20 protein-coding genes are annotated in these 22,618 nt (G+C 64.4%); 14 read left to right on the top strand and 6 right to left on the bottom strand.

Annotated features, from left to right (window positions below):
• Together ASG40_RS06475 and ASG40_RS06470 are read left to right on the top strand one after the other, a co-directional pair.
• Positions 1 to 2,002: beta strand repeat-containing protein (locus ASG40_RS06475; protein ID WP_162243296.1), on the top strand; the 2,002-nt coding region annotated here is incomplete at its 5' end.
• A gap of 464 nt (positions 2,003 to 2,466) precedes the next feature.
• Positions 2,467 to 4,305: a GT-D fold domain-containing protein gene (locus ASG40_RS06470; RefSeq protein ID WP_055882668.1), complete on the top strand. Its 1,839-nt coding sequence runs from the start codon at positions 2,467 to 2,469 to the stop codon at positions 4,303 to 4,305.
• A gap of 76 nt (positions 4,306 to 4,381) precedes the next feature.
• Here ASG40_RS06470 and ASG40_RS06465 read toward each other — a convergent pair whose 3' ends face one another.
• From ASG40_RS06465 to ASG40_RS06450, 4 genes are read right to left on the bottom strand one after another with little or no spacing between them, the layout of a single operon-like run.
• Positions 4,382 to 6,145, bottom strand: a complete 1,764-nt coding sequence (locus tag ASG40_RS06465) for a GT-D fold domain-containing protein (protein ID WP_055882665.1) — start codon at positions 6,143 to 6,145, stop codon at positions 4,382 to 4,384.
• Positions 6,146 to 6,147: 2 nt separating this feature from the next.
• Positions 6,148 to 6,933, bottom strand: a complete 786-nt coding sequence (locus tag ASG40_RS06460; RefSeq protein WP_156387598.1) for a DUF6270 domain-containing protein — start codon at positions 6,931 to 6,933, stop codon at positions 6,148 to 6,150.
• Positions 6,930 to 7,961: a hypothetical protein gene (locus ASG40_RS06455; RefSeq protein ID WP_055882657.1), complete on the bottom strand. Its 1,032-nt coding sequence runs from the start codon at positions 7,959 to 7,961 to the stop codon at positions 6,930 to 6,932. Before ASG40_RS06455 ends, ASG40_RS06460 begins: the two co-directional genes overlap by 4 nt.
• Complete coding sequence (locus ASG40_RS06450; protein ID WP_055882654.1) at positions 7,954 to 10,248, bottom strand: hypothetical protein; 2,295 nt, start codon at positions 10,246 to 10,248, stop codon at positions 7,954 to 7,956. The genes ASG40_RS06455 and ASG40_RS06450 overlap by 8 nt, the downstream gene beginning before the upstream one ends.
• A gap of 206 nt (positions 10,249 to 10,454) precedes the next feature.
• On the opposite strand from ASG40_RS06450, the gene ASG40_RS06445 reads away from it, so the two are divergent.
• Both ASG40_RS06445 and ASG40_RS06440 read left to right on the top strand, forming a co-directional pair.
• Positions 10,455 to 11,471 (top strand): sulfotransferase family protein, encoded by a 1,017-nt coding sequence (locus ASG40_RS06445; protein ID WP_055882651.1) that lies wholly within the window; start codon positions 10,455 to 10,457, stop codon positions 11,469 to 11,471.
• Positions 11,468 to 12,235 (top strand): sulfotransferase domain-containing protein, encoded by a 768-nt coding sequence (locus tag ASG40_RS06440; protein WP_055882648.1) that lies wholly within the window; start codon positions 11,468 to 11,470, stop codon positions 12,233 to 12,235. The genes ASG40_RS06445 and ASG40_RS06440 overlap by 4 nt, the downstream gene beginning before the upstream one ends.
• A gap of 84 nt (positions 12,236 to 12,319) precedes the next feature.
• On the opposite strand, the gene ASG40_RS22505 is transcribed toward ASG40_RS06440, so the two are convergent.
• On the bottom strand, positions 12,320 to 12,637 hold the full coding sequence (locus ASG40_RS22505) for a DUF6538 domain-containing protein (protein ID WP_443136588.1): 318 nt from the start codon (positions 12,635 to 12,637) through the stop codon (positions 12,320 to 12,322).
• A 216-nt stretch (positions 12,638 to 12,853) separates the two neighbouring features.
• Between ASG40_RS22505 and ASG40_RS06435 the strand changes: the two genes are divergently transcribed.
• The 10 genes from ASG40_RS06435 (at position 12,854) to ASG40_RS20310 (ending at position 22,248) form a co-directional block, all read left to right on the top strand.
• Positions 12,854 to 13,126 carry a hypothetical protein gene (locus ASG40_RS06435; protein WP_156387597.1) on the top strand — a complete coding sequence of 91 codons (273 nt, stop codon included), beginning with the start codon at positions 12,854 to 12,856 and terminating at the stop codon, positions 13,124 to 13,126.
• Positions 13,123 to 13,353: a transcriptional coactivator p15/PC4 family protein gene (locus tag ASG40_RS06430; RefSeq protein WP_055882640.1), complete on the top strand. Its 231-nt coding sequence runs from the start codon at positions 13,123 to 13,125 to the stop codon at positions 13,351 to 13,353. The genes ASG40_RS06435 and ASG40_RS06430 overlap by 4 nt, the downstream gene beginning before the upstream one ends.
• A complete protein-coding gene (locus ASG40_RS06425; protein WP_082523935.1) occupies positions 13,350 to 14,762 on the top strand; it encodes a replicative DNA helicase in 1,413 nt (470 codons plus the stop codon). The genes ASG40_RS06430 and ASG40_RS06425 overlap by 4 nt, the downstream gene beginning before the upstream one ends.
• Positions 14,759 to 15,670, top strand: coding sequence for a DUF1376 domain-containing protein (locus tag ASG40_RS20320; RefSeq protein WP_082523934.1), 912 nt, complete (start codon positions 14,759 to 14,761; stop codon positions 15,668 to 15,670). Before ASG40_RS06425 ends, ASG40_RS20320 begins: the two co-directional genes overlap by 4 nt.
• Positions 15,671 to 16,113: 443 nt before the next feature.
• Entirely contained in the window at positions 16,114 to 17,343 is a 1,230-nt protein-coding gene (locus tag ASG40_RS21070; protein ID WP_156387596.1) for a hypothetical protein, read from the top strand.
• A gap of 404 nt (positions 17,344 to 17,747) precedes the next feature.
• Positions 17,748 to 17,990, top strand: coding sequence for a hypothetical protein (locus ASG40_RS06420; protein ID WP_055882634.1), 243 nt, complete (start codon positions 17,748 to 17,750; stop codon positions 17,988 to 17,990).
• A 279-nt stretch (positions 17,991 to 18,269) separates the two neighbouring features.
• Entirely contained in the window at positions 18,270 to 19,466 is a 1,197-nt protein-coding gene (locus ASG40_RS06415; RefSeq protein ID WP_055882631.1) for a phage major capsid protein, read from the top strand.
• Positions 19,467 to 20,297: 831 nt separating this feature from the next.
• Positions 20,298 to 20,636 (top strand): hypothetical protein, encoded by a 339-nt coding sequence (locus ASG40_RS21065; protein WP_156387594.1) that lies wholly within the window; start codon positions 20,298 to 20,300, stop codon positions 20,634 to 20,636.
• Between the two features lie 9 nt (positions 20,637 to 20,645).
• On the top strand, positions 20,646 to 21,161 hold the full coding sequence (locus ASG40_RS20315) for an ImmA/IrrE family metallo-endopeptidase (protein WP_082523933.1): 516 nt from the start codon (positions 20,646 to 20,648) through the stop codon (positions 21,159 to 21,161).
• A gap of 7 nt (positions 21,162 to 21,168) precedes the next feature.
• On the top strand, positions 21,169 to 22,248 hold the full coding sequence (locus ASG40_RS20310; RefSeq protein ID WP_082523932.1) for a beta family protein: 1,080 nt from the start codon (positions 21,169 to 21,171) through the stop codon (positions 22,246 to 22,248).
• A gap of 103 nt (positions 22,249 to 22,351) precedes the next feature.
• On the opposite strand, the gene ASG40_RS06410 is transcribed toward ASG40_RS20310, so the two are convergent.
• The gene (locus tag ASG40_RS06410; RefSeq protein ID WP_055882628.1) at positions 22,352 to 22,612 is read right to left on the bottom strand and encodes a hypothetical protein; all 261 of its coding nucleotides are present in this window, start codon (positions 22,610 to 22,612) and stop codon (positions 22,352 to 22,354) included.
• Between the last annotated feature and the right edge of the window lie 6 nt (positions 22,613 to 22,618).

Below are 22,618 nucleotides of genomic sequence, written 5' to 3'. Positions count from 1 at the left end.
CGGCGTGGCGAGCGGCGGTTCGCTCGCGGCGGGCTACGGCGGGGCTTTCAACATCTACAACTCCAACTACGGCGCCGCCTTCGCGGGCGTCGAGCACTTTAACCTCACCCTCACCGCACGTGGCGACTCCGTCGTCACCGGAGACGGCAACGACGTCATCGACGGCCGTGCCGGCGCCGACGTCATGACGGGCAAGGGCGGCGACGACCTCTACCTCGTCGACAATGCCGCCGATCAGGTCGTCGAGGCGGCGGACGGCGGTAGCGACACCGTGCGCGCCGGCGTCAGCTACGCGCTCGGCGCCGGGCAGGCCATCGAAACCCTGGCGACCACGAACGACCTCGGCACAGGCGCCATCGCCCTGACCGGCAACGCCGCGGCGAATGCGTTGCGCGGCAATGCCGGCGCCAACGTCCTCGACGGCGGCGCCGGCAACGACACGCTCACGGGGCTCGGCGGCAACGACACCTACGTCGTCGATGCCGCCGGCGACCGGGTCGTCGAGGCGGCCAACGCCGGCAACGACCGGGTCCTGGCCACCGCCAGCTACGCCCTGGCCATCGCACAATCGATCGAGATCCTCGCCACGATCGACGCGACCGCCACGACGGCGATCAACCTCACCGGCAACGAACTGGCCCAGACCGTCCAGGGCAATGCCGGCGCCAACGTCCTCAACGGGCTCGGCGGGGCCGATACGATGATCGGCGGGGCGGGCTCGGACACCTACTACGTCGACGACACCGGCGACCGTGCGATCGAGGCCAACGCCGCCGCCGGCGTCGACCGCGTCTACGCTTCGGTGTCCTACTCCCTGTCCGGCTCCGAGCTGGAGACCCTGATCCTCACCGGCACCGGCAACCTCACCGGGACCGGCAACTCGCTCGCCAACGCGATCACCGGCAACGGCGGCGCCAACGTCCTCAACGGGCTCGGCGGGGCCGACACGATGTCCGGCGGGGTGGGGTCCGACACCTACTACGTCGACAACGCCGGCGACAAAGTCGTGGAGATCGGTGGCGCCATCGGCACCGACCTCGTCTACGCCTCGGTGTCGTACGGGCTCGGCGGCGCGGATCTGGAGGCCCTGATTCTCACCGGCACCGGCAACCTCGATGGGACCGGCAACTCGCTGGCCAACGCGATCACCGGCAACGGCGGCGCCAACGTCCTCAACGGGCTCGGCGGGGCCGACACCATGATCGGCGGGGCCGGGTCCGACACTTATTACGTCGACAATATCGGCGACAAAGTCGTGGAGGTCGGCGGCACCATCGGCACCGACCTCGTCTCCGCCTCGGTGTCGTACGGGCTCGGCGGCGCGGACCTGGAGAACCTGATCCTGACCGGCGGGGGCAACCTCGCCGGCACCGGCAACTCGCTCGCCAACGTGATCACCGGCAACGGCGGCGCCAACGTCCTCAACGGGCTCGGCGGGGCCGACACCATGATCGGCGGGGCAGGCTCGGACACCTATTACGTCGACGATATCGGCGACAAAGTCGTGGAGGTCGGCGGCGCCGTCGGCACCGACCTCGTCTCCGCCTCGGTGTCGTACGGGCTCGGCGGCGCGGACCTGGAAAACCTCACCCTGACCGGGACCGGCGACCTCACTGGGACCGGCAACGCCCTCGCCAACGTGATCACCGGCAACGGCGGTTCCAACCTCCTGACCGGCGGTGCCGGGGCGGACAGCTTCGTGTTCAGGACGGCGCTGGGCCCGAGCAACCTCGACCGGATCACGGACTTCTCGGTCATCGACGACACGGTGCACCTCGCGCGCAGCGTGTTCACTGTGCTTGGAGCCGGTGCCCTGGCCGAGGCGGCCTTCAAGGACCTCTCCACCGGATCGGCCGATGCCGGCGACCGCATCCTCTACGACAAGGCGACGGGGGCCCTGTCCTACGACGCCGACGGCAGCGGCCTGGCCTCGGCCGCGGTGCGGTTCGCCACCATCGACACCAAGGCCGCCCTCACGCACCTCGACCTCTTCGTGGTGTGAGCCGCAGGACCAGGCCGTAGGGCTCGAAGCCAAGAAGCGCCTGCCGGAGGTCGCGGCCGACGAAGACGGAAGGACGGTCTATCCGGCAGTGCTGGCGTATTGTTGATATTCTCTAACGATATCATCGAGACTTCTCGCAAGTCCGCTAAGCTCAATCGGTTGCTTGCCTCACCGCCGCGCGAGTTCGGCCGGAGATCATCGTCGCCTCGTGCCCTGCCACCGCCGCCGGGATGGGCACGGTCAGCCGGTTGGCTTGCGGGAAATCGACGGCGACGAAGTCCGCGCCCGGCTCCGGGGGGCCCGGGACGAAGCCCACATTCCGCGCGAGGCGAGCCCGCGATCGAACGGCAAGAGCGTCGACGTCGACGACCGCTGGCCTTGGATGGACGCGGTGTCGCCGCTAAGGATCGCGCTGGAGCCGGGCTGCCGATCGGGGCACGGCGCGACGATCGCGGTGGTTCGGCATGGACGATCGTCTCTCCCTCGACGCCCTGCGCACACGGTTGTCCGCGGCGGTCTCGGCCGGAGTGCCTTTCTCGATCATCCGGCTCGGTGACGGGGAGGGCCGGGTCATGGGCTATCCGGAGCATGTGCCGTCGCCCTTGCTCGCCGATATCTGGCGCACCTGGTTCGGCCACACCGCCTACAGGGAGGCACAGGTCGCTGCCCTGAGGGAGGCCCTGCGCGAGGCGTGCCGTGCGGCCGACGTGATCGGCGTCCCGCAGGCGGAACCGTATCTCGGCTCCGAGTTCGGGCGCGTCGCGGCGCTTCTGGCGCGGGAGGGCTCGATCAGGCCAGGCACGGCATTGTGCCATGCGGGCTTTCACCTGTGGTTCGAACGGCACGGATGGTATGCCGGCCTGCTCGCCGGTCTGCCCGAGGTCGGCGTGATCGGGCCGCGCGACCTGACGCGCGTTCTGCCCGACCGCTTCGGCATCGGCCGGGTCCATTGGCTTCCCACGCCCCCGGAGATGCGCTTTGCCGATCTGCCGGACGCCGAGGCCGCAACACTTGCGCGCCGCGACGCGCATCTGACGACCCGCCTGCCCGAACTTCTCGACGACGGCATTCCCCGCCTGATGCGGCGATACCCCGGCCTCGTCGTATTGGTCGGGGCCGGCCTGCCGGGCAAGCTCTATTGTGCCCGCGTCAAGGTATTGGGCGGCGTCGCGATCGACCTCGGCAGCATGATGGACCTGTGGGCCGGCCTCAAGACGCGCGAGAACCCCGTCTTCGTCGACCTGCGCACGCCGCTGGGCAGCCAGCCCGTGCAGACGCAGCCCTTGAGCTTCGACATGGCGGGGCCGGCTCACCGCGGCTTCATCGAGGATGTGCTGCACCTGCACCACCTCGACGAAGCCCGGTTCTGCAAGCCGCTCCCACGGGAGGATGCGACCTTCTTCAAGGCGCTGCTGCCGGCCTGTGGCGACGACCGCTCCCTCGCCCTCGTCCGGTTCACCGAGGCGGCGGTCCGCGAGGCCGAGATCTGCCGGCAGGTCGCCGACGGTGCCTTCGACGGGATGGCGGCCGTCGGCTCCGTCCTGCACGTCGCCTCGGGCTGGGGGCGCCTGACGCGGGCGCTGGCGCAATGGCTGCCGCAGGGTCGGCTGTCGGTATCGGACGAACGGGCGGACGCACGCGCGTGGCAGGCGCGCCTGTTCGGGACGACCGACGTGCCCTGGCCGCCGCCTGCGGAGGGGCAAAAGCACGATCTGATCGTTGCCGGACCGATCGTTCCGGGCACCTGGACGGCTGAGGCGTGGCTCGACACCCGGCTGGCGACGCTGCACGGGCTTCTCACGCCGCGTGGGATCCTGACCTTCGGCCTTCCCTCCGGCCGGGAGAACGCGATGCTGGTGGAGGCGGCCCTGCGTCGGCTACGTCCGGAGGCGCCGCCGACTTGGGCGCGCCTCTCCAGCGCACCTCGGGGAAGCGACGATCTCTACCTCGTCGGCGGACCGGACCGGGACGTGACGGCGTTGCGGGTCGGGTTACCGCCGATGGGCGGCTTCGAGAGCGCGACGATCCTTGCGAACGGGGACACGGCCTTCGCGGGCTGGGCCGCCGCGCCCGGCGATCGAATCGCGCGGCTCACGGTCGCTGTCGACGCTCGCCTCGTCCCTGGGCTGCGCCCGGCGATGGTGCCGCGGGCCCTCGGCTCCGGACCGGGCGCGCCGGTCGGCTGGCGCTTCAGCCTGCCCACGACGACGCCTCCGAATGCGATCGTCCGGCTACGTATCGAAGGCGGTTCGGGCCTTGCCGGATATTGCTACGCGACAGCCTCGGGGCAGTTCCTCACCTGATACGGTCCGGACGGTCGTTGACCCGTGGCCTTCGGTCGTGGCGACCGGATGCCGTGTCGATCGAGCCGACCGCATGTCACCCGAAGACCGGGCGAAGATTGGCGAAATCCTGGTTGTCGCGGGTCTTCAAGCCGGCCCAGACATCCATCATGCTGCCGACGTCGATGGCGATGCCGCCGAGCTGCCTGACGCGCCCGCAATAGATCTTGCCCAGGATGCCGGCGCCGACGAGCACCAAAAGGCCGGGAGCCCGTGCCAGCAGGTCGGGGATCTCGCGTTCCATCAGTTCCGGGTAGCGTTCGTTGAGATGCGCGTCGGCGCTGACCAATGCGGCCTTCTCGGCCTCTGGCAGGTCCGAATAGGCCATCTCCGGGGGCACGGGCAGCCATGCGACGCCGCGCACGCCGTAGAGGGCGGGCAGGACCTGCCCGAGGTCGCGCGGCCCGATGACGCCGACATACGGCAGGCCCGCCAGCAGCGCGGGATAGAGGCCCGCCCGCTGGAGCCCGAAATGGACCCCGGCGTGGCAGAGCAGCGTGGAGGGCGTGATGAAATCCTCGCGCGGCAACAGGGCGGCCACGCGACCGAACTCGCAGTCGACGTCCGGCTCCGCTTTGGGGATGCCCACGACGTCCGCCTCCCGGCAGGCGATCTTCAGGTCGTGGCGAAGCCGCGCCACCGCCTCGTCCGTAAACCCGGCGTGACCGAACCAGACCCGCCAGATATCGGCGAGCAGCCGCGGCGGGACGTGGTCCGGATAGCCGATCACGCGTCCCTCGCCGTCGCCGAGGCGCAGGAGCGACAGCGGTGTCCGTGCGTCGACCGCTCGCCGCACGACGGCACTCACCTCCTCCACCGCGAGGCGGCGCATATCGCGCGTCTCGAAGGGAGGCCTGCGCAGGTTTTTGATGCCGGGACGGAAGGCGCGGCCGGGGACGCGCTTCAGGGCGAGGCAGGCGTGACCGTATGTGGGGGAATCCGGAGCGGCACCGGGCTCGAGCGGCCGAATTCCGACCTCGTACACATTCAGAAAATCTTTGGCGGCGCCAGCGAAGTAATGGCTGTTGTGAACTCCGAAATTCTGCTGGTAGACGAGCCAGATCGCCTCGGTCTGGACGCGCTTGAGCGTGTGGAGCATCTCGTCCCGCAGCGGGATCGGCGTCTCGCCGAGGGAGCAATGGGCGAGGAAGGCCGTGCGCGGGTCCGTCTCCGGGAACAGCTTGGGCAATTCCGAGACCGGCAGCGTCACCGCGCCCGCCTCCGGCAGCGTTCCGTCCCCCGTCACCGCGATGCCGTTGCTGCGCAGGTACCAGCGCTGCAGGCTACGCATCGGCTCGATGTCGAGAAGGACGTAGCGCCCGCCGAACCCCAATCGGCGGGCGAGCAGGCACAGGGCGCCGAACCCGGCGCCGAATTCGACGATCTGGTCGAAGGCGTCGATCCGGGTCTCCATCGCGGCCTCGAAGCGGGCCAGCAGGTAGGCCTGCCGGATCTGGTTGGCGCTCGATGCCGGGTGCAGGCTCGAGGCCGCCGGGCGCCCGAGCGCACTCTCCTTCAGGGCCGGCCGCCATCGCAAACGCCAGTCGGGGAGGCTCTTGAGGGCGTCGAGCTGTCGCCGCGTGTCGGGTTGCTCGCCCACGAACATCGTCTGCATGACGACGGGCCAGCGGGTGAAGCCGTCGAGATCCTCCTCCAGGATGCAGCGCGCGACTTCACGGGCCCGACGGCCCCAGACTGGATGGGTGGCCGCCGACTCGGCTGGTTCGATCGCTCCGTCGATGACCGCACAGGCGGCCTGCATCAGCGCGGCCCGGCCTTCCTCGGCCGTCGTGGAAGCCATCGTCACGGCAGCGTCCCTTCCAGGCTGTGCCAGGTTTCGGCGATGGCCCTATGATAGGCGGGAACGAAGTGGAGCGGGCTCAGTCCCCAGCGGTGCTCCGGGTCCGCGAGGCACAGCTCCGGCGGCGCCTCGAGCACCTGGGTCCCGGGAAAGACCGCCAGGAACCGGTCCTGAAGCCGCCCGAGCAGGGCATCATGGTCGGCAGCCCGGACGATCGGCTGCCCGGGCAGGATCGCGAGCGCGGCCGGCAGGACCGCCGTGCCCTGCGCCCGTCTCGCCCAGCGAAAGCGGTGCAGCACGATGCGGCAGGCGGGCAGCGACGTGGCGAGCGCCGCGAAGCGGGCCAGGCCCGCCTCCCAGAGGTCCCAGGCTTCCGCCGACAGGCGCGGGACCCGGCGCGCACCGGCCAGCGCCGGGGTCTCCAGGAGCCCGCTTTCCACGAGATCGAGACTCGCGTTGAGGATGAGGCCGCTCGGGAGCACGAGGAGATCGAAGCGCTCTTCGGCGAGATCGAGCAGGAGCACGTCCGGCCGCGCTTCGGCGAGCGCGTGCGGCACCGTCTTGCAGAGTTCCGCCCTCAGCCAGTGCCGCACGGCCGCTGGCCGATCGAGCCGCTCGACGATTCCGGGATCGATCCCGGGGCAGCCGGGGAAGGGGGCGGTCAGGCTTGCCAGCGAGATGCGCGCGTAGTTCGCCGCCAAGGATCGGAGCGGACGGCCTCCCGTCAGCAAGGCCTCCCGCGTGACGCAGCTTGCGAGCATGGCGATCCGGGCGGGAGGTGCGCTCACGTCCCGGACGCCTCGCCCATCCACTGCGCCAACGCGTGCGGCCCGGCCGCGTAGGGGTCGCGAAAGCGCGCCCTCAGGTCGGGCCGCTCGCGGTAGAGCCGCCGGTGCGTGATCGGGATCGGCGTCCCGTCTGCATAGGAGCCGTAGGCCCACCAACCCTCGGGAAGCATCGCGACCGCGTTGCAGGTGAGTCGCCGTTCGTACCACTTCGTCAACTCGAACAGGGCGGGCTGGTCGCCTCCGTTGCGTTCCAGCATGAGCCGGCCGGCGGTTCCGAGCTTCGTGAAGTGGAAGAAGCGCAGCGGCCGGCCGGCAGCGCGGATCGTCCCGTCGGGGTCGACCTCGATCCGCCGATGCGCGACGTTCCAGGAGGCGACGTTGAAGCCTTCGTCGCGCAGGATGTGGACGCCGTCGAACAGGGCCGGAACGTGGTCGCACCAACGCTGATCGGTGAACAGCCCGGCGGGGATGTCGTCGCGGCAGAAGGCGAGGAGCCGGGCGCGCCACCACCGTGCGAAGCGGCGGCCCTCCCCGGTGCCGGCGACGGCGATGAAACCCAGGTTGTAGATGCCGTGCTTCAGGGCACCGATCTCGTTATCGAGCACCCCTTGCTCCGTCTCCTCCGGCCGTAGCAGGTGCGGCGTCAGGACGACGCTGTGGCGCTCGAGTAGCGCCTCGACCGGGCGCAGGCTGGAAAACAGGGCGATGTCGGGATCGAGGTAGACGACCTTCCTTGCTCCTTCCTCCAGAAGGAGCGCGAGCATCGCGCCCTTCACCGCGGTGCATAATTCCACCACGTCGTGGCCGAAGCGCCAGGCGGCGAGATCGGGAATGCCCAACTCGGGTAGGCGCACGATGCGGTCGAACGGCTCGTTCGCCGGATCGAAGGCGAAGCCCGGGGGCTCCTCGTCCGGCAGGCAGAGGGTGACGTGCCAGTCCGGATGATGGCGCCGCAGGGTCTCGGCCAGGACCCTCGCTCGATCGAGGTAGGCGAAGGTCGCGCTGGTGAAGCAATGCACCTCAGCCATGGACCGTCCCGTTGGCCGCCAACCAGTCCAGCGCCCCTCGCCCCGGCTTCAACCTGCCCTTCGCCCGCGGACGCGCCACCAACTCGCCGAGCCGCTCGCCTGCGAACAGCGCCTTCAGGTCGTCCTCGTCCGCGAGCGCGCAGCCCTGTTCGGGCGCGTGGGCAGCGAGCGCCGGCCAGACGTTGCCCGCCGCCTTCCTGGCCACCACGAAGGCGCCGCCGGCCAGCGCCTCGTGAAGCGTGAAGGAGAACGTCTCCCGGCACAGGGACCAGACGACGACGACGTCGATCTCGTGCTCCTCGATCGCACGGGCCATGGCGTCACGATCCTCGGCCTTCACCGCGACAGGGATGGCGTGGAGATTGGCCGGCGACGGAAGTCCGTCGGGCATCCCGAATTGGAAGAACGCGTAACGCCCATCGGCGGCGTGACGCTCGACGAGCGCTTGGAAGGTCGCCCATCCCTTCAGGAAGATGCGGGTCCCGAGAAAGGCGACCCGGATCGGCCGTGGCACCGGTCCCGGGGCGTTGCGCAAGACGTGAACGGGCGCGTCCAGGTCCAGCCGGGCCAGGGGCGTCACCACGGCGCGGGCATGGTCGAACCCCTGACCTCGCCAGAGCTCCAACGCCGTCTCCGAGGGGGCGAGCACCACCGGCAGGGTTTCCCTGAAGAAGGTCCGCATCCGCCTGAGGTGATCGGCTCGCTCCTCGCCGTAGCAGCAGATCGCGCAGGCGGGAGAATCGACGGGCGGCGCCCGGCAGAACGCGATGTCGTTCCTCATCAGAGCGTAGTTGGTACAGAGCGTGAAGTAATCGTGCAGCCAGACCAATGGCGGTGCCGATCCGGCGGCCGCGACGAGGGCCTGGACATGCTCCGGTGCGTGGCCGGCAAGGTGGTGAACGATCACCTGCACGACCCGGCCGCCCGTCCGGCAATCGGCGATGGCCTGCAGCAGGTCCGCGACGGACGCCGTTCCGGCCGGCTCGCCATCGATGAAGAGCTGCACGATCGCTTCGTCCGACGCTGCCGGATCCGCCAGGATCGGAATGATCCGGAGTGGCCAGACGTGCAGGTGGCGCCAGCCCGCCGCGCGGAAGCCGGCGAACTCGTCCTCGATGACGTTCTTCACGCCGCCGAGCGAGCGTGTGAAGTCGTCGTGGCTGAGCACCACGGCCACTCCGGCCGGCTCGTCGGCGCCGACCAAGGCCCGGGCGAGATCCCGGGCATTGATCGATGTCGGATTCTGCACCGGTCCGATCCGGGCGGCACGCTCCCGGCCGGAGCGCGCCTGATCGAGCTGCGTGCGCCACGGGATAAGCGACTTGCGCGGCAGCATGTCCCTGTGAACGCCGTCGCGGAGGTAATGCAGGAGCGGGTTCACGTCCGTCGCCGCCACCTCCGGATAGGAGGTCAGGTAAAACCCGACGTCGAAGCCCGGCCCGGGATTCAAGCCCTCGCGCCATCCCCAGACCAGAAAGTGCAGGAAGGCATCGCCGCCAGCGGGCGACAGATCCGGCGCCTGCGACAGGTAGTGCGCTTCGTCGAAATGCCCTTCGGTCAGCACCCGCGCTTCGCCCACCTGCTCGTCGCTGGGACGAACGGGCAGCCAGCCGGGCGTGTCCGGAGTCGCCGGACGGAACTCCCGCCCCTTCGGGCGTCGGCGCGCCAAGCGACCGGCCCAAGCGCCCCAGCGCAGATAGTGCAGCAGCGGGCTGATGTCGGTGCCCGCGACATCCGGATAGGTCTCGCAGTAGAAGGCATCGTCGAAGCCGTCGGTCGCCTGGGGACGTAGGCCCTGCCGCCAACCCCACAGGAGGTAATGCAACAGGGCATCGCCCCCCGTCGGATCGAGATCGGGACACAAAGCCCGATAGGCGGTTTCGTCGAAGTGGCCGGCCACCAGCCTGCGCACCTCGCTCATCGTCGAGTCCGTCGGGAGCAGGAACGCCCAGGACGGGATGACGGCTCCGGGCTCGTAGAACCGTTGCTCGAGCCGGTTGGAGCGCGGAAGATATCCGGCCCAGGCGCCGTGACGAAGATAGTGCACGAGCGGATTGACGTTCTCGGCCAAAAGGTTGGGATACAGATCCAAATAAAATTTGGTGTCGAAGGCAGCGCTCGGGCTGAGACCTTGACGCCAGCCATGCATGAGGAAATGCAAAACCGGGTCGCCGCCGGATGCGCTCAAATCGGTCTGGTAGGTTCGATAATGACCTGCATCGAAATGCGGCACGATCAGATCGTAATCGTCGCGGCGCCGGGGGCCATCAGTGACCGAGATGCTCATGCCGGGTGGTGTTTTTGCTTTGCTGGACCAAGATACGGCGGCGCAGAGACAGCTCGCAGGGAGGCGGAACCCCCCCTCTCGCGCTCGGCTCGCGGCTGGTGATCGTCGGTGCTGGTAGCGCAAAGCCGCCCATTGCGGTAGCCGGTCGTGGCCTGTCTCGGTGTGGGAACGTCGCGGACGGGAGGCGAACGACACCGGAGAAGCACTTGGCGACCGTCATGCCGGCATCCGCCATCCCGTCTGCCGTCGAGGACCGAGACGCCGCCGGGCGGCGCACGGCCGTGCTGGTGCTCGGTATGCACCGTAGCGGCACCTCCGTCCTGACAGACCTGCTCGCGCGGCTCGGTGCGGCGCCGCCCACGGATCCGAACCCGCCCGCACCCGACAATCCGAGGGGGTATTGGGAGCCGGCAGGTCTCGTGCGTCTCCACGACCAGATGCTGTCGGCGGCCGACAGCGCCTGGCTCGATACCCGTCCGCTCGATCTCTCCGCGATGGGGGCCGAACGAGTTCGAACCTTCACCGGCCACCTTCAGGCCGCGCTGGACAGGAGCTTCGGGACGGCCGGGCTGTTCGTCCTCAAGGATCCGCGCATCTGTCGGTTCGTGCCCTTCTACCGCGACCTGTTCGGGGGCATGGGAATCGACCCGAAGGTCGTGCTGTCGTTGCGCGCTCCGGCCGACGTGGCGGCGTCGCTGTTCACGCGCAACCAGATTTCGGCCGATTACGCCGGCGTGCTCTGGGCCCACCACCTGCTCGACGTCGAGCGGCACACGCGGGATCTGCCGCGGATCGTCGTCTCCTACGAGACCCTGGTTTCGGATTGGCGGCCGACCGCGCGACGCCTCGCCGAGTTCATGGTGGCCGGGACGCGGGCCGTCGATCTCGCGTGGGTCGAATCCCCCTTCGAGGCCGCGCTGCATCATCACCGAACGGCTGCCTACGACGTCTTCAGCCCGCCGCTCGGCGCGCTGCTTCTGGAGATTCACACGGTCCTGAGCAGGTCGTGCGAGGACCGCATCGATGGGGCCCGTCTCGATGCGTTGGCCGAGCGACTGGCCGTCATCTCGGAGCGGCAGGCCGATCTTTTCAGCGTCGAGTTCTGCTTCCAGCGGCTGACGTCGCCCTACGACGCGGTCAAAGCACCCGATCCCCTGCGCGAGCGTCGGCTCTTGGCGGCGGCACTCGAACGCCTGCACCGGGCCGAGCCGGCGCCCCGATGACGATCGGGATGTTCGTCGCTGGGGTGCAGAAATGTGGAACGACCAGCTTGTTCCGCTACCTCGCCGCCCATCGCGACCTGCAAGCTCCGCGCCGCAAGGAGCTCCATCTCTTCGACGACGAGACGCGCGACTGGAGCCTTCGCCACCACCGCCTTCACGACGAGGCTTTCGAGGGCGAGGCTCGGTGTCGCATCCGCTTCGATGCGACACCGATCTACGTGTTTTGGCCTCCCGCCCTCGATCGCATCAGGGCCTACAATTCGGAAGCGCGGCTGATCCTCATCTTTCGAGACCCGATCGAGCGAGCCTATTCCCACTGGAGTATGGAGGTACGCCGCGGGACCGAGGACCTGTCGTTTTCGGCCAGCATCCGGGAGGGTCGGGCTCGCCTGCCCGCCGACGATCCGTGCCACGGTTCCTGGCGTGACAAAAGCTTCGTCGAACGGGGGTTCTATGGAAGGCAACTCGCCCGCGTCCTGTCGCATTTTCCAGCGCAACAAGTCTTGGCACTGGCCTCCGAGGATCTTCTGCACCGCCATCGAGCCGTCCTGGACCGGATCGCCGCATTCATGGGGATCGCTCCATTTCCGATGCTCGATCCCGTCGTTGAGCATCTGACGCCACCCGTGCCGCCCCTCGCGCCTGTGACGAGCGACGACCACGACCATCTGCATGGGCTCTATGCTGCGGATCTCGCCCGGTTCGCGAAGCTCTCCGGTCTTGACATCTCGGGCTGGCGCGCGACGCGGTCGTACGGCGCTTGACCGCGAGCAGACCGGAACCGACACGGGCATATCGCAAACTCGGATCTGAGACGCAGAACGATTTCTTTCGTCCGAGACTCCGTTTCATGACCCGCGTAGCGCGGCTCCGGGCCATGGGTCGCCCTCTTCGCAGCCGTGAGGATCGTGCCCGAACCACCGCCCTTTTGGACCTTCACGCCGCAAGACGGCGAGTCGTGAAACGGGGTCTCGGAGCCGAGAACAGGCTTTCCGAGGCCAAGGCAGGCTTTCCGAGGCCAAGTACAGCCGATATGCGCGGAGCTTGGCAGTGCGTGGGTCGCAGATCGCGAGGCTACGAAGCAGTTCGCTGAGTCGCAGATACGGTTGCAGGACGGTCGGCACACGTCGCAGGAAATGGAGGATTCGCCCACGCAGGGACGACATTCCGGATCGTGCCCACTCCGCTCCTTCGGTGCCCGGGTGGGCGACCTGTGTAGCAGCGGACTCACGCCTCAGGGCGACGGCGCGAGACGCTCAATGATCTGAAAGGCTGAGTTCTGACAGTGGCTGGGGGACGAGGATTCGAACCTCGACTAGAGGAGTCAGAGTCCCCCCTGCCCTATTGAAATAACTGCACTTTTTCTCCGAACATGGAGAAAGGTGACCATGCAATATCAAAGGGTTAGAACGGGAAACCCGACCGACTTTGGTCCGGCAAAAGCTCCCAAAACGAAAAACGCCGTCGCGGGGGTGAAGGCCCGCAACGGCGCTGAACGGAAGGTCTTGGGGAAGAACCTCAGCGCAAATAATACCGCTCCGCGGCCCGCGCTGGCAAGGCGCCTCGTCGCGCTGATCGATCGCGACGGCACCGTGACCGGCCTCTTTCACCGACCCGACGAGGTGCGTGCCTTCCTCCAGGGAGGCCACGCATGAGCGACCTCCGCACCATTGCCACCGTCCGCAAGAACAACTCGGAGGAGATCCGGATCAGCGTCGCTGTCCATGACGGCTTCACCCTCGTCGACATGCGGGTGTTCTCGACGCCCCGCGGCGCCCGTGGTGAGCCGCACCCGACCAAGGCCGGCATCTGCCTGAACCGGACCACGCTCCCGGAGCTGATCCTCGCACTGCAGGCGGCCGAGCGGGAGGCCGTGCGATGATGGCGCCGTCCGCATCCGCCCCCGTCCTGCCGCCCAACGCCTTCGAGACGGAGCAGGCGTTGCTCGGCGCGATCCTGATGAATGCCGAGGCCCTGGACCGTGCTCGTGATCACGTCCGGGCCGAGGACTTCTACGAGGATGTGCACCGCCAGCTCTTCGAGGCGATGTGCCTGCGCAGGGATGCCGGCGAGGCGATCGACATCAAGCTGATGAAGGCCGTCTGCGGCAACGCCGATCTCGGCGGCGTCACCGTCGGCGCCTACATCGCCAAGCTCGCCGCCGAGGCGATCACGGTGGTGGGTGCGGCGGACTACGCCCGAACGATCAGCCAGGCAGCCCAGATGCGGAAGGTGCTGGAGACGGCACAGGCCGCGGTGGCCATGATGACGGACGGCTCGGTCCGAAGCCCCGCGGCCTACGCCACCGGCATGATCGAAGAACTCGACGCGGTGGCCACTGCCGGTCTGGCCGAGCATGCCCGCCGGGTGACCTTGGGCCAGGGTGTCAGCAGCGTCCTCGCTCGGATCGAACAGGTGCGTCAGGGCAACGCCCCGCTCGGTGTCCCCTTCGGCTTACCCAAGCTCGACAACGCCACCCTTGGCATGCGGGAGGGCCAGTTCATCGTGCTCGCCGGCCGGCCGGGGATGGGCAAGACGACAGCGGCCCTTCACTTCGCGCTGACCGGTGCGCGACGGTCCGGGGCCATCGGCTTCGTCTCGCTGGAGATGAACGCCGCTGAGCTGTCGGAGCGGGTGCTGTCGGCCGCAGCCTACGATCCGCGCGAGCACGAGACGATCACCTATCGGGCGATTGCCGAGGCGCGGGGGCTGTCGCAGGCGGCACTGGAGCGCCTGTATCGCGCCGAGGAGGCCTGCGCCGGCATCCCGCTCTGGATCGAGCAGCAGCCGGGGCTGACGCTTTCGCAGATCGGCGCCCGGGCCCGGCAGATGCGCCTGCGTGCCGAGCGTCAGGGCATCCCGCTGGCGGGCCTGATCATCGATCACATCGGCCTGATCCGGCCTTCGAAGCGCTACTCCGGCAACCGGGTGCAGGAGATGACCGAGATCTCCTCCGGCCTGAAGGGGCTCGCCAAGGAACTCGGCATCCCGGTGATCGGCCTGAGCCAGCTCAATCGCGAGGTCGAGAAGCGTCCGGACAAGCGGCCCCAACTCTCGGATCTGAGGGAATCGGGATCGATCGAGCAGGATGCGGATGTCGTGCTCGGGCTGTACCGCGAGAGCTATTACCTCGAACACAAGGGCGATCGGACCGACGAGGAGGAGGTTCGGCTCTTCGATTCCCAGAACGAACTGGAGATCGAGATCCTGAAGCAGCGCTCGGGTCCGACGATCCGACTGACCTGCTTCTGCGATGTCGCCTGCAACGTCCTGGCGGAGCTTGGCCGATGAGCCCGCTCCCGACCATGCCGGTAGGCGTAGACAGGCACATTGCCGACACGGCCCACATGACGAACGAGGAGGCCGGCGCCTACTTTCGCCTGCAGATCTTCGCGTGGCGCTCGCCCGGCTGCTGCCTGCCGGACGATGATGCCCGGTTCGCCCGCATGCTCGGGACCACTCTGAAGCGCTGGGCCGTTCTGAAGCCAATCGTGCTGGCCAATTGGACGCTCCAAAATGGTAATTGGAGCAACGATCAGGTCGCTCGCGAGCATCAATTTGTCAGCGAAAAAGTCGAGCGGAAACGCGCCGCTGGGAGGCTGGGCGGACGTCCGAAGTCATTGGAATTACAGGATCAGGAGGAGGCATTAGGTTCCGCAATTGGAAAGGGAAACGAAAGCGAAACGAAAGCAGCTAAAGCTAAAGCTAAAGAATCCCCTATAGTCCCCACGGGGGACGAGGATCCCGAAGGCTTCGCCGAGTTCAAATCGGCCTACCCGAAACGCAACGTCGCGTTCCCGACGACCTACGCCCGGAAGCGCTGGCTCGAGGCTCGCCGACGAGGAGCCACGCCCGCCGAGATCATCGCTGGCGCCAAGGCCTACGCCGTCGAGCAGGAGCGGATCGGCAAAGCCGGCACAGAATTTGTGAAAACCGCCGACGCCTGGCTGCATCAACGACGCTGGCGGGACTATCCCCAGACGGCTGGCGAGCCGTCGCTGGCAGCGGAGATCCCGCTCGAGGTCTGGCGCGAACGGGTGCGGGCCTGGAAATCTCGTGGCGGCCACTGGCCCTGGCAGCGCACCGAACCGCCCGACGACCCGCGGACGAAGGTCCCGCCTGTAGTCCTGGCCGAGTTCGGCATTCGGCATCCGGCGGAGCGGCCGACGCTCGCCCTGATGACGGGGACAGGCCGATGAGAGCCCTCAAAACTGAGGCCTCACGACATCGGCTGAAGTTTCAGCCAATGTTTTCCAGTGGGTTAGCGACCGCATTCCCGCCCCCCCGATCTGGGGACCGGCAATCTGCGCTCCCCAGATCGGGGGAGCTCACCGGTTGGTTCACCCGACTCGGGGTTTCAGCCGGATCGGATGCAAACCTCTCTGCCAGTCGAGTTCTCGCCGGATCGGGCGGAAACTCTCAGACCGGTCCCCAACCGGAGCACGACGCAAAATTGCGTTGTCCTATCCGGCCGGGAAAGAAGCCTCCCATAAGACTCATCTGGCAACCAGTGCAAGATTGCGTCGGATGGACTGAACTGGCTGCAGGAGCCGGGGTCTAACACCGTTCAGCTAAGGCTGACCCTGGAACCAAGTGCGTAAGGCCATTATGACCGCAAATCTGCGATGGATTGTATATCGACATGATCACTGAAATTCCAACAGCCGTAGAATTCCAAGATGCTGGTCTGAACCAGATTTATCTGGCTTGGCAGATCGCCATGCAAACTACACAGGAATATGAGCGAGCACAGGGAAATGCACTTCATCTAGAAGAAAACGAGATTGCTGAGGCAGGGGCAGCCTACTGGTTGAAGTCCCAACCAATATTAGCCAATGCGTTTGGCTTAGTACAGCAAGCGATGGAGATGTCGTTGAAAGGACGTATTGCAGCGATTTCCCCATACCTTCTCATCGCTCGAGACCCTAAAGACTGGCCGTCAAAAGTGGATATTCATGCTGTACCATTCAGCGATTTTAGAACTTTGGACGCGGCAGATTTAATAAAGGTCCATAACACATTCTCAGAACAGCCACTAAACGAGGAATTTAGGATCTTTTGGGACGGGGTGCGGCGGGATAGAAATAAGTTAATGCACTCGATTTCTACTCAGGCGTTTAATCCATCAATTCTGATCCGAGCAATACTTCTAGCTGTAGAGACCCTATTTTCGGATATCAAATGGCCGCTTCGGTTGATTAAGATGGAAGAGGAAGGGAAGTATGCCGCGTATGGCATAGGGGAAGATTTTCAGCAAAATATCGTGATGGGTCAAATTGAAACTGCACTCGGTTATTTAGATACTTCCGAGAAAAAACGTTTCTTATCATATGACTCCAAGCGCCGCGCTTACGTATGCCCTAACTGCTGGTATAATGCCAATAGAGATTGGCAAGAGGAATGGCCATCATTGGCGCAGCTGACTTCAAAGACGCCTGAGTGCACAAAAATTCACTGCATCGTCTGTGACGAAGAGACAATAGTCGAGCGGATTGATTGCACAAGTCCCGATTGCAAAGGAAATGTTGTTTACGAGGATAGATGTCTTACTTGTCTGTCAGAGCATGACTCACCGTATAACTTTCGCTCAAAATTCGAACAGATAGATGCGGACGTAGGATTTTCTTATAGGCTTGACTGGAAAAGAGGAAGTCACACTGTTATGTCTCAAGTGCGCGTGAAAGACGACATCGCCGCAATTGAGCATACTCGTCAGGCAATGAGTGCCCCTCATCTTTTATCATGGGAGAATGTAATCATAACTACCAAGTCTTTTGAAGGGTATCATTTAATCGACCAAGTCGTTGGAACGCTGTCGAGACATAAAAATACCTTGGAATGGCACCCAAATTATAGGCCGCCAGATTTTTAAGATTTGCCCTCTGTGCATTTCAAGTCGGCGTCCTATCTCCTTACGCATTTTCATCGTAGGTCATTCTCTGAACGTCGGCGGATTGGGACGCGCCTCAGAAATCCGACCGCAAGCCTCAGATGGTGGGGGGGCGGCCGAAGTTCGGGGATCCAAGGGTTGGCTACCGCATGGGATCGCATGCGCAGAATTAATCCTGCTGGGTGTTATCGGGAGTGCGGAGTCCGCAGGTAGGACTGCAGGCCCGTCGCACTTTTCCCTCCAAATCAATGTCGGATTTTGCCTTTTTCACAGTGGCTTAGGCTGAGTTCAATCGCTACAACTGCCATGGTCCTTTCCTGCGGAAATTCTACTCCGCACTCCGCACTTACTCCGCAGCTGCGGAGTTCCGGCTCAGGAAGCTCGGCATGCTGCACGAAGATCTCATAGACCTACCGCACCACCAGCGAGTGCAGGCCACCCTCAACGCCATGGCCGGCGACGGCATCGATGCAGCGGCCGTCGCCGAGGCGGCGTTCACCGTAGCGCTGGCAGCCAAGCTTCAGGCGGATGGCTTGGAGGAAACGATCCGGCAGATCCTTATCGTGGCCAGACAGCTCTCGTCCGCGATTGCTCGGCACGACGGTGGACAGACCAGAATAACCCATTGATTGAGACTATCAAAAGACGATTGGTGATTGACTCAGGGTATCGTTTTTTCTACCTTCGAAACGCGCACTTGGCCTCGGGATGAGGCTTGGGTGACCGCTGCGTCCGCACCATCGGATGGGCGCCTATCGCGGCCCTCGGGAGGGGGAGTGGCAGGGCAGAACTGGTAGGACCGCAGGGTCCTCGTTTTGTCGTTCGTCTCGGTGAACGTGTCAGCACGTGCCGGACGGACCCCCGATCATCGCAGGCCCGCCTGAGCGGTGCCGAGGCGTGAGGCATCCATGACCGCTACCACCCATCGCGCCACTGGCGCGGTTCACTCCAGCTTCCTGGCCGCGTGCTCGATCGGCGGCATCCGCGTCGCCCTGGCTCCGCCCGACGCCGCGATCAGCGACATCACGCAGCTCGGGACGCTGGTCCGCGAGAAGTTCGGCGAGGTGAAGCGCTTTGCGGACGAGACCAATGCCCGCCTTGCGGATGTAGAGCAGAAGAGCTCCCGTCGCGGCGGTGGTGGCGTTCTCGAGACAAAGAGCTGGGGCCAGTCTCTGGTCGAGAGCGAGCAGTTCAAGGCTCTCGCCGGATCGGCCGAGCAGCGCGGCAAGGCCCGCATCGAGGTCGAGACGAAGAACATCCTCTCGACCGTCGGGAGCGGCGGAGCCCTCATCGCCCCGGATTACCGTGTCGCAGAGCCTGTCGGCCTGCCGCAGAAGCGGCTTGCGATCCGCAACCTGGTGGCCCCGGGGCAGACCAACAGTAACATGGTTTTCTGGAGCCGCCAGACGGCTCGCACGAACAACGCGGCGTCGGTCGCTGAGGGAGCGCTGAAGCCCAAATCCGAGATGACCTACGAGCTCGTGCAGAGCCCGGTCGTCACGATCGCTCACTTCACGAAGACGTCCCGGCAGATGCTGGACGATGCTCCGGCCATGCAGTCGATGATCGACTCCGAGCTGCGCTACGGGCTCGCCGAGCAGGAGGACTCGCAGCTGCTGTTCGGCAACGGGACCGGGCAGAACCTCGGCGGCCTGATGGGCTACGCCCAGGCCTTCGCCCCGCCGTTCACGAATGCGGCCGAAACTCCGCTGGATCGCATCATCGAGGCGGTGGCTCAGTCAGAGAAGGCGCTCTTCCCTGCCAGCGGCATGGTCCTCAACCCGGTCGATTGGTACCGGATGATCTCCATCAAGGATACGACCGGCGCCTATCTCTCGGCTGGGCCGTTCGGTCCCGCGGACTCACGCCGGCTCTGGGATCTGCCGTGTGCGCTCACCACGCAGATGCCGGAAGGCATGTTCCTCGTCGGCGCCTTCGCTCTGGGTGCCCAGATCTACGACCGGCTTACGGCCACGGTGATGATCTCGACCGAGAACGAGGACGACTTCATCCGCAACCTCGTGACCGTCCTCTGCGAGGAGCGCCTAGCCTTCGCGGTGAAGCGGCCGACGGCCTTCGTGAAGGGGCAGCTGCTCGGCGCGTAATCAAGGTTCTGCCGGGTCACTTTCCCCGGCGCGGGCAAGTCGGCGAGTGCCCGAGACAACCCCGACAGTCGGCGGCCCCGCGGGAGCAGGGCGCGGCCGACGCTTCCTCATCAGCACCGCTGTGTGGCGCTGACGCCCCAGGCGGGACCACGGATGTACTGGCCCGCCTGGGAGCGCCGCCTCTCAAATTCACCGGCGACAGCAGCGCTCCGGGCCGACCCATATGTTGCGGACGAGAAAGGCAGCCGCTGCCTTCAGGTGACCCTCAGCGATATGGTTGCGACGGGGGCAAAGACCCCTCAGGGCCGGCAGGTCGTCGGTCATCAGGAGATTATGTCAACGTAGGCGCAATGGGAGGCGGCAGCTAGTTGACCACCGCTTATCAGCACGCAGTTTATTCTTCAGCAGCCCTGCGCGGCCGTCCGGCTCGATGCAGCCGCCCTTCAGGGGCATCCGTTCGAGACTGCCCCTCTCTGGCCCACACCGTTCTCTGCAGCAGCCCTTCGTCTACCAGATACGCGCCCAAGCCGGTGTCACCTAGCAATTGACGATGGGGCCCGACCTCGCTCTTTTTGCACTTGCGCTGGTTTCCGATAAGGCGTTGGCGCTTTGGCAGCCGGGCATCCAATTCAATCGCCGAATCATAGATCTGAGGCAGCCATGCGATGGCCGGTGCTTGCTGGGAACGGAACGAGAACATATGATCACCCTAGGCACTCATTCATTTGGGCCGCAATTGTGAAGGTAGTGATTGGCATTGGGTCTTTCGCGGGAGGCTTAGTTGCCTGCTACGCCCTCTTTGCGTTCGGCTTGCCGCAACGAATAAGCGGGATGCAGACCGTATCATCGGATGCATCCCAGAATATTTCGGTTTATTTAAGCTTTGTTAGCGTGATGCTCACTGCAGTGACTGTTGTGCTTGCCGCTCTTGCGATCGCAATAGGCATTATTGGAGCCTACACTTTCTCTGGTCTGAAAACAGAAGCAAGATCTACGGCCATAGGTACTGCGAAAGAAGTATCAGAGCAAACCGCAAAAGATATTGCCTCCGAAGCACTATCTGAAATTAAGATAAAAAGTATTGTTGAAGCCCAATTATCAGTGTATTATTTACAAAGAGAACAAGAGCAAGAGTGGGGCCCACCGGGGGGCGAAGGCGAAGAACGCTAGGAATTATTTATGGCATCCAGAGAACTGCTTCGAATCGATCCGGACAAGCGCTCGATCATTGAGCGCCATCTATCTCAGGTTCCAGTCCGATTGGGCGAGCTTGCGCGCGAACTTGGGGTGAGCGCGATCAAGGTTTCCAGCATGCGCACGGGCGTATCAGGTCAGGTCGCACGCGAAGGGGACGAGTATATTATTCGCGTCAACCGCAATGAAGCACGCGAAAGACAAAGATTCACTATCGCACATGAACTTGCTCACTATCTCCTTCACCGTAACCTGATCGATACTTCATCAGAAGGAATTACGGACACCGTTCTGTATCGGTCCGGCGCACCTGAACAGGTCGAATTCGAGGCCAACAGATTGGCGGCAGACATCGTAATGCCGAGCGCTTTAGTGGACGACATGCTCAAGTCAGAGTATCAGGGGATCGTAACAGAAGCGACCATTGAGAACCTAGCCGCGCGGTTTGGCGTGTCAAAAGCTGCAATGGAGCTGCGTCTAGAGCGAATGGCTAGAGCGTAGGTTAGAGATGGCGCTAGAGAACAAGTCCTATGTTCCGACGTTGGCCGTCCGACCAAGTGAGATGAATGGGCTTGAGTTTTTGCCCGGCGCTGCAAAAGATCGCATGACTCCATGCTTCCTTTTGGCGCCATGGGCAAATTCATCGACTTTGGAGCGCACGCTGGTCCGTATTGACAGGGCGTTCCCAAATAGACCTTTTATTTTAGATATCGACCGCGATTATCAAATTACCAATCAAGAAAGCGAGCCACAGCTGCAGCTCGAAAGATTGAAGGACAGCACCGGATCCTTCTCAAATTGGGTAGATTTTGTGCGGGAGCATGATGCCGTGCTTCCGTGTCTGCAAACAAGAAATCTGTCAGAAATCGAAATTCGACGCCAGATTGAGGCGTTCCAGGCTTTGGGTAGGCCATATTGCGCTCGGATATACCGCGAACGTTTCCCAAGTAATTTTCCCGATATCGTTCGCGCTCTAGCATCATCAGGATCCGCAGACTTCGGGATCATACTTGAGGGTGGATGGGTATCCGATCCTCTAAGTCTCTCTGCTTGGTTCGCTGGAGTAATTTCTGCAAGCCTAACAAGTATCGACGCTACGATACCAGTCGTCATTTCCTGCACATCTATTCCCAACATGTTCACTGAATTTGGTGGGAGAACCCCCTCAATAGTAAATTTCAATAACCGGACGCTCGTGGATCAGGTAGCTAGATCGACCAATAGGCAGCGTATTATCTACGGGGACTGGGGAAGCACTAGGCCCAGGGCGGAATCAGGTTTTGCCAGTCGTCCACTCGATCGGATTGACTACCCGGCTGAGAATTCATGGCTTATTGCGAGAAACAAAGACGAGAATTGGAATTTTCGTGATGCAGCATTAGCTATAGTTGCCTCTCCCCAATGGAACGGCTCGCTTGGCATTTGGGGTGAGGAGATGATTACGAACACGACGATAAATCAGGCTCTAGGAATCGATACTCCCCAGAAGAATGTTGCTTCACGAGTTAACGTTCATCTCTACAGACAAACGTTCTATGGCCAGCCTCCGCTACCGCCGGCAGCGCTCGACGAAGAATGGGAAGATTAGTAATAGACTTTTTCGATCTCAAGGGCACCTAACCTTACTTGGTGCTTCGAACGCGCATTCCGTATGTATTATGGGGAGCTGACTCCAGCCATCTCCTGGGCGGTCATTGCCCTGCCGGCGCATCTTCGTTGAATGACCCGATGCCGTCCTTGGCGACGGCATGCTCGAAGGCCTCATATGCGTCCAAATCACTCTCGAATGTTTCGTCCGAGACGATGTGACTGCGATCAACGCCCACGACCTCCAAGGTCCATTCATCCTCAGTGCCGGCGAACCTGTAGATGTGAACCGTCACCGTCTGGCCGTCGCGGGTGATCGCGCCGCCAAGAGGCGAGGTCTTCAATTCGCGGTCCGGGATCGACATGGCTCA

This window comes from Methylobacterium sp. Leaf399 (assembly GCF_001424525.1).
In the GTDB taxonomy this organism is placed as follows: domain Bacteria; phylum Pseudomonadota; class Alphaproteobacteria; order Rhizobiales; family Beijerinckiaceae; genus Methylobacterium.
Note: the sequence above shows the minus strand (reverse complement) of the source record. Positions and strands in the feature narration are given on the sequence as shown.

What these genes read in the sequence shown, in the direction of transcription:
- ASG40_RS06470 (WP_055882668.1), top strand. Translation starts at nt 2,467, where the DNA reads ATGGACGATCGTCTCTCCCTCGACGCCCTGCGCACACGGTTGTCCGCG.
- ASG40_RS06465 (WP_055882665.1), bottom strand. Translation starts at nt 6,145, where the DNA reads ATGGCTTCCACGACGGCCGAGGAAGGCCGGGCCGCGCTGATGCAGGCC.
- ASG40_RS06455 (WP_055882657.1), bottom strand. Translation starts at nt 7,961, where the DNA reads ATGGCTGAGGTGCATTGCTTCACCAGCGCGACCTTCGCCTACCTCGAT.
- ASG40_RS06450 (WP_055882654.1), bottom strand. Translation starts at nt 10,248, where the DNA reads ATGAGCATCTCGGTCACTGATGGCCCCCGGCGCCGCGACGATTACGAT.
- ASG40_RS06440 (WP_055882648.1), top strand. Translation starts at nt 11,468, where the DNA reads ATGACGATCGGGATGTTCGTCGCTGGGGTGCAGAAATGTGGAACGACC.
- ASG40_RS22505 (WP_443136588.1), bottom strand. Translation starts at nt 12,637, where the DNA reads ATGTCGTCCCTGCGTGGGCGAATCCTCCATTTCCTGCGACGTGTGCCG.
- ASG40_RS06430 (WP_055882640.1), top strand. Translation starts at nt 13,123, where the DNA reads ATGAGCGACCTCCGCACCATTGCCACCGTCCGCAAGAACAACTCGGAG.
- ASG40_RS06425 (WP_082523935.1), top strand. Translation starts at nt 13,350, where the DNA reads ATGATGGCGCCGTCCGCATCCGCCCCCGTCCTGCCGCCCAACGCCTTC.
- ASG40_RS20320 (WP_082523934.1), top strand. Translation starts at nt 14,759, where the DNA reads ATGAGCCCGCTCCCGACCATGCCGGTAGGCGTAGACAGGCACATTGCC.
- ASG40_RS21070 (WP_156387596.1), top strand. Translation starts at nt 16,114, where the DNA reads ATGATCACTGAAATTCCAACAGCCGTAGAATTCCAAGATGCTGGTCTG.
- ASG40_RS06420 (WP_055882634.1), top strand. Translation starts at nt 17,748, where the DNA reads ATGCTGCACGAAGATCTCATAGACCTACCGCACCACCAGCGAGTGCAG.
- ASG40_RS06415 (WP_055882631.1), top strand. Translation starts at nt 18,270, where the DNA reads ATGACCGCTACCACCCATCGCGCCACTGGCGCGGTTCACTCCAGCTTC.
- ASG40_RS21065 (WP_156387594.1), top strand. Translation starts at nt 20,298, where the DNA reads ATGCAGACCGTATCATCGGATGCATCCCAGAATATTTCGGTTTATTTA.
- ASG40_RS20315 (WP_082523933.1), top strand. Translation starts at nt 20,646, where the DNA reads ATGGCATCCAGAGAACTGCTTCGAATCGATCCGGACAAGCGCTCGATC.
- ASG40_RS20310 (WP_082523932.1), top strand. Translation starts at nt 21,169, where the DNA reads ATGGCGCTAGAGAACAAGTCCTATGTTCCGACGTTGGCCGTCCGACCA.
- ASG40_RS06410 (WP_055882628.1), bottom strand. Translation starts at nt 22,612, where the DNA reads ATGTCGATCCCGGACCGCGAATTGAAGACCTCGCCTCTTGGCGGCGCG.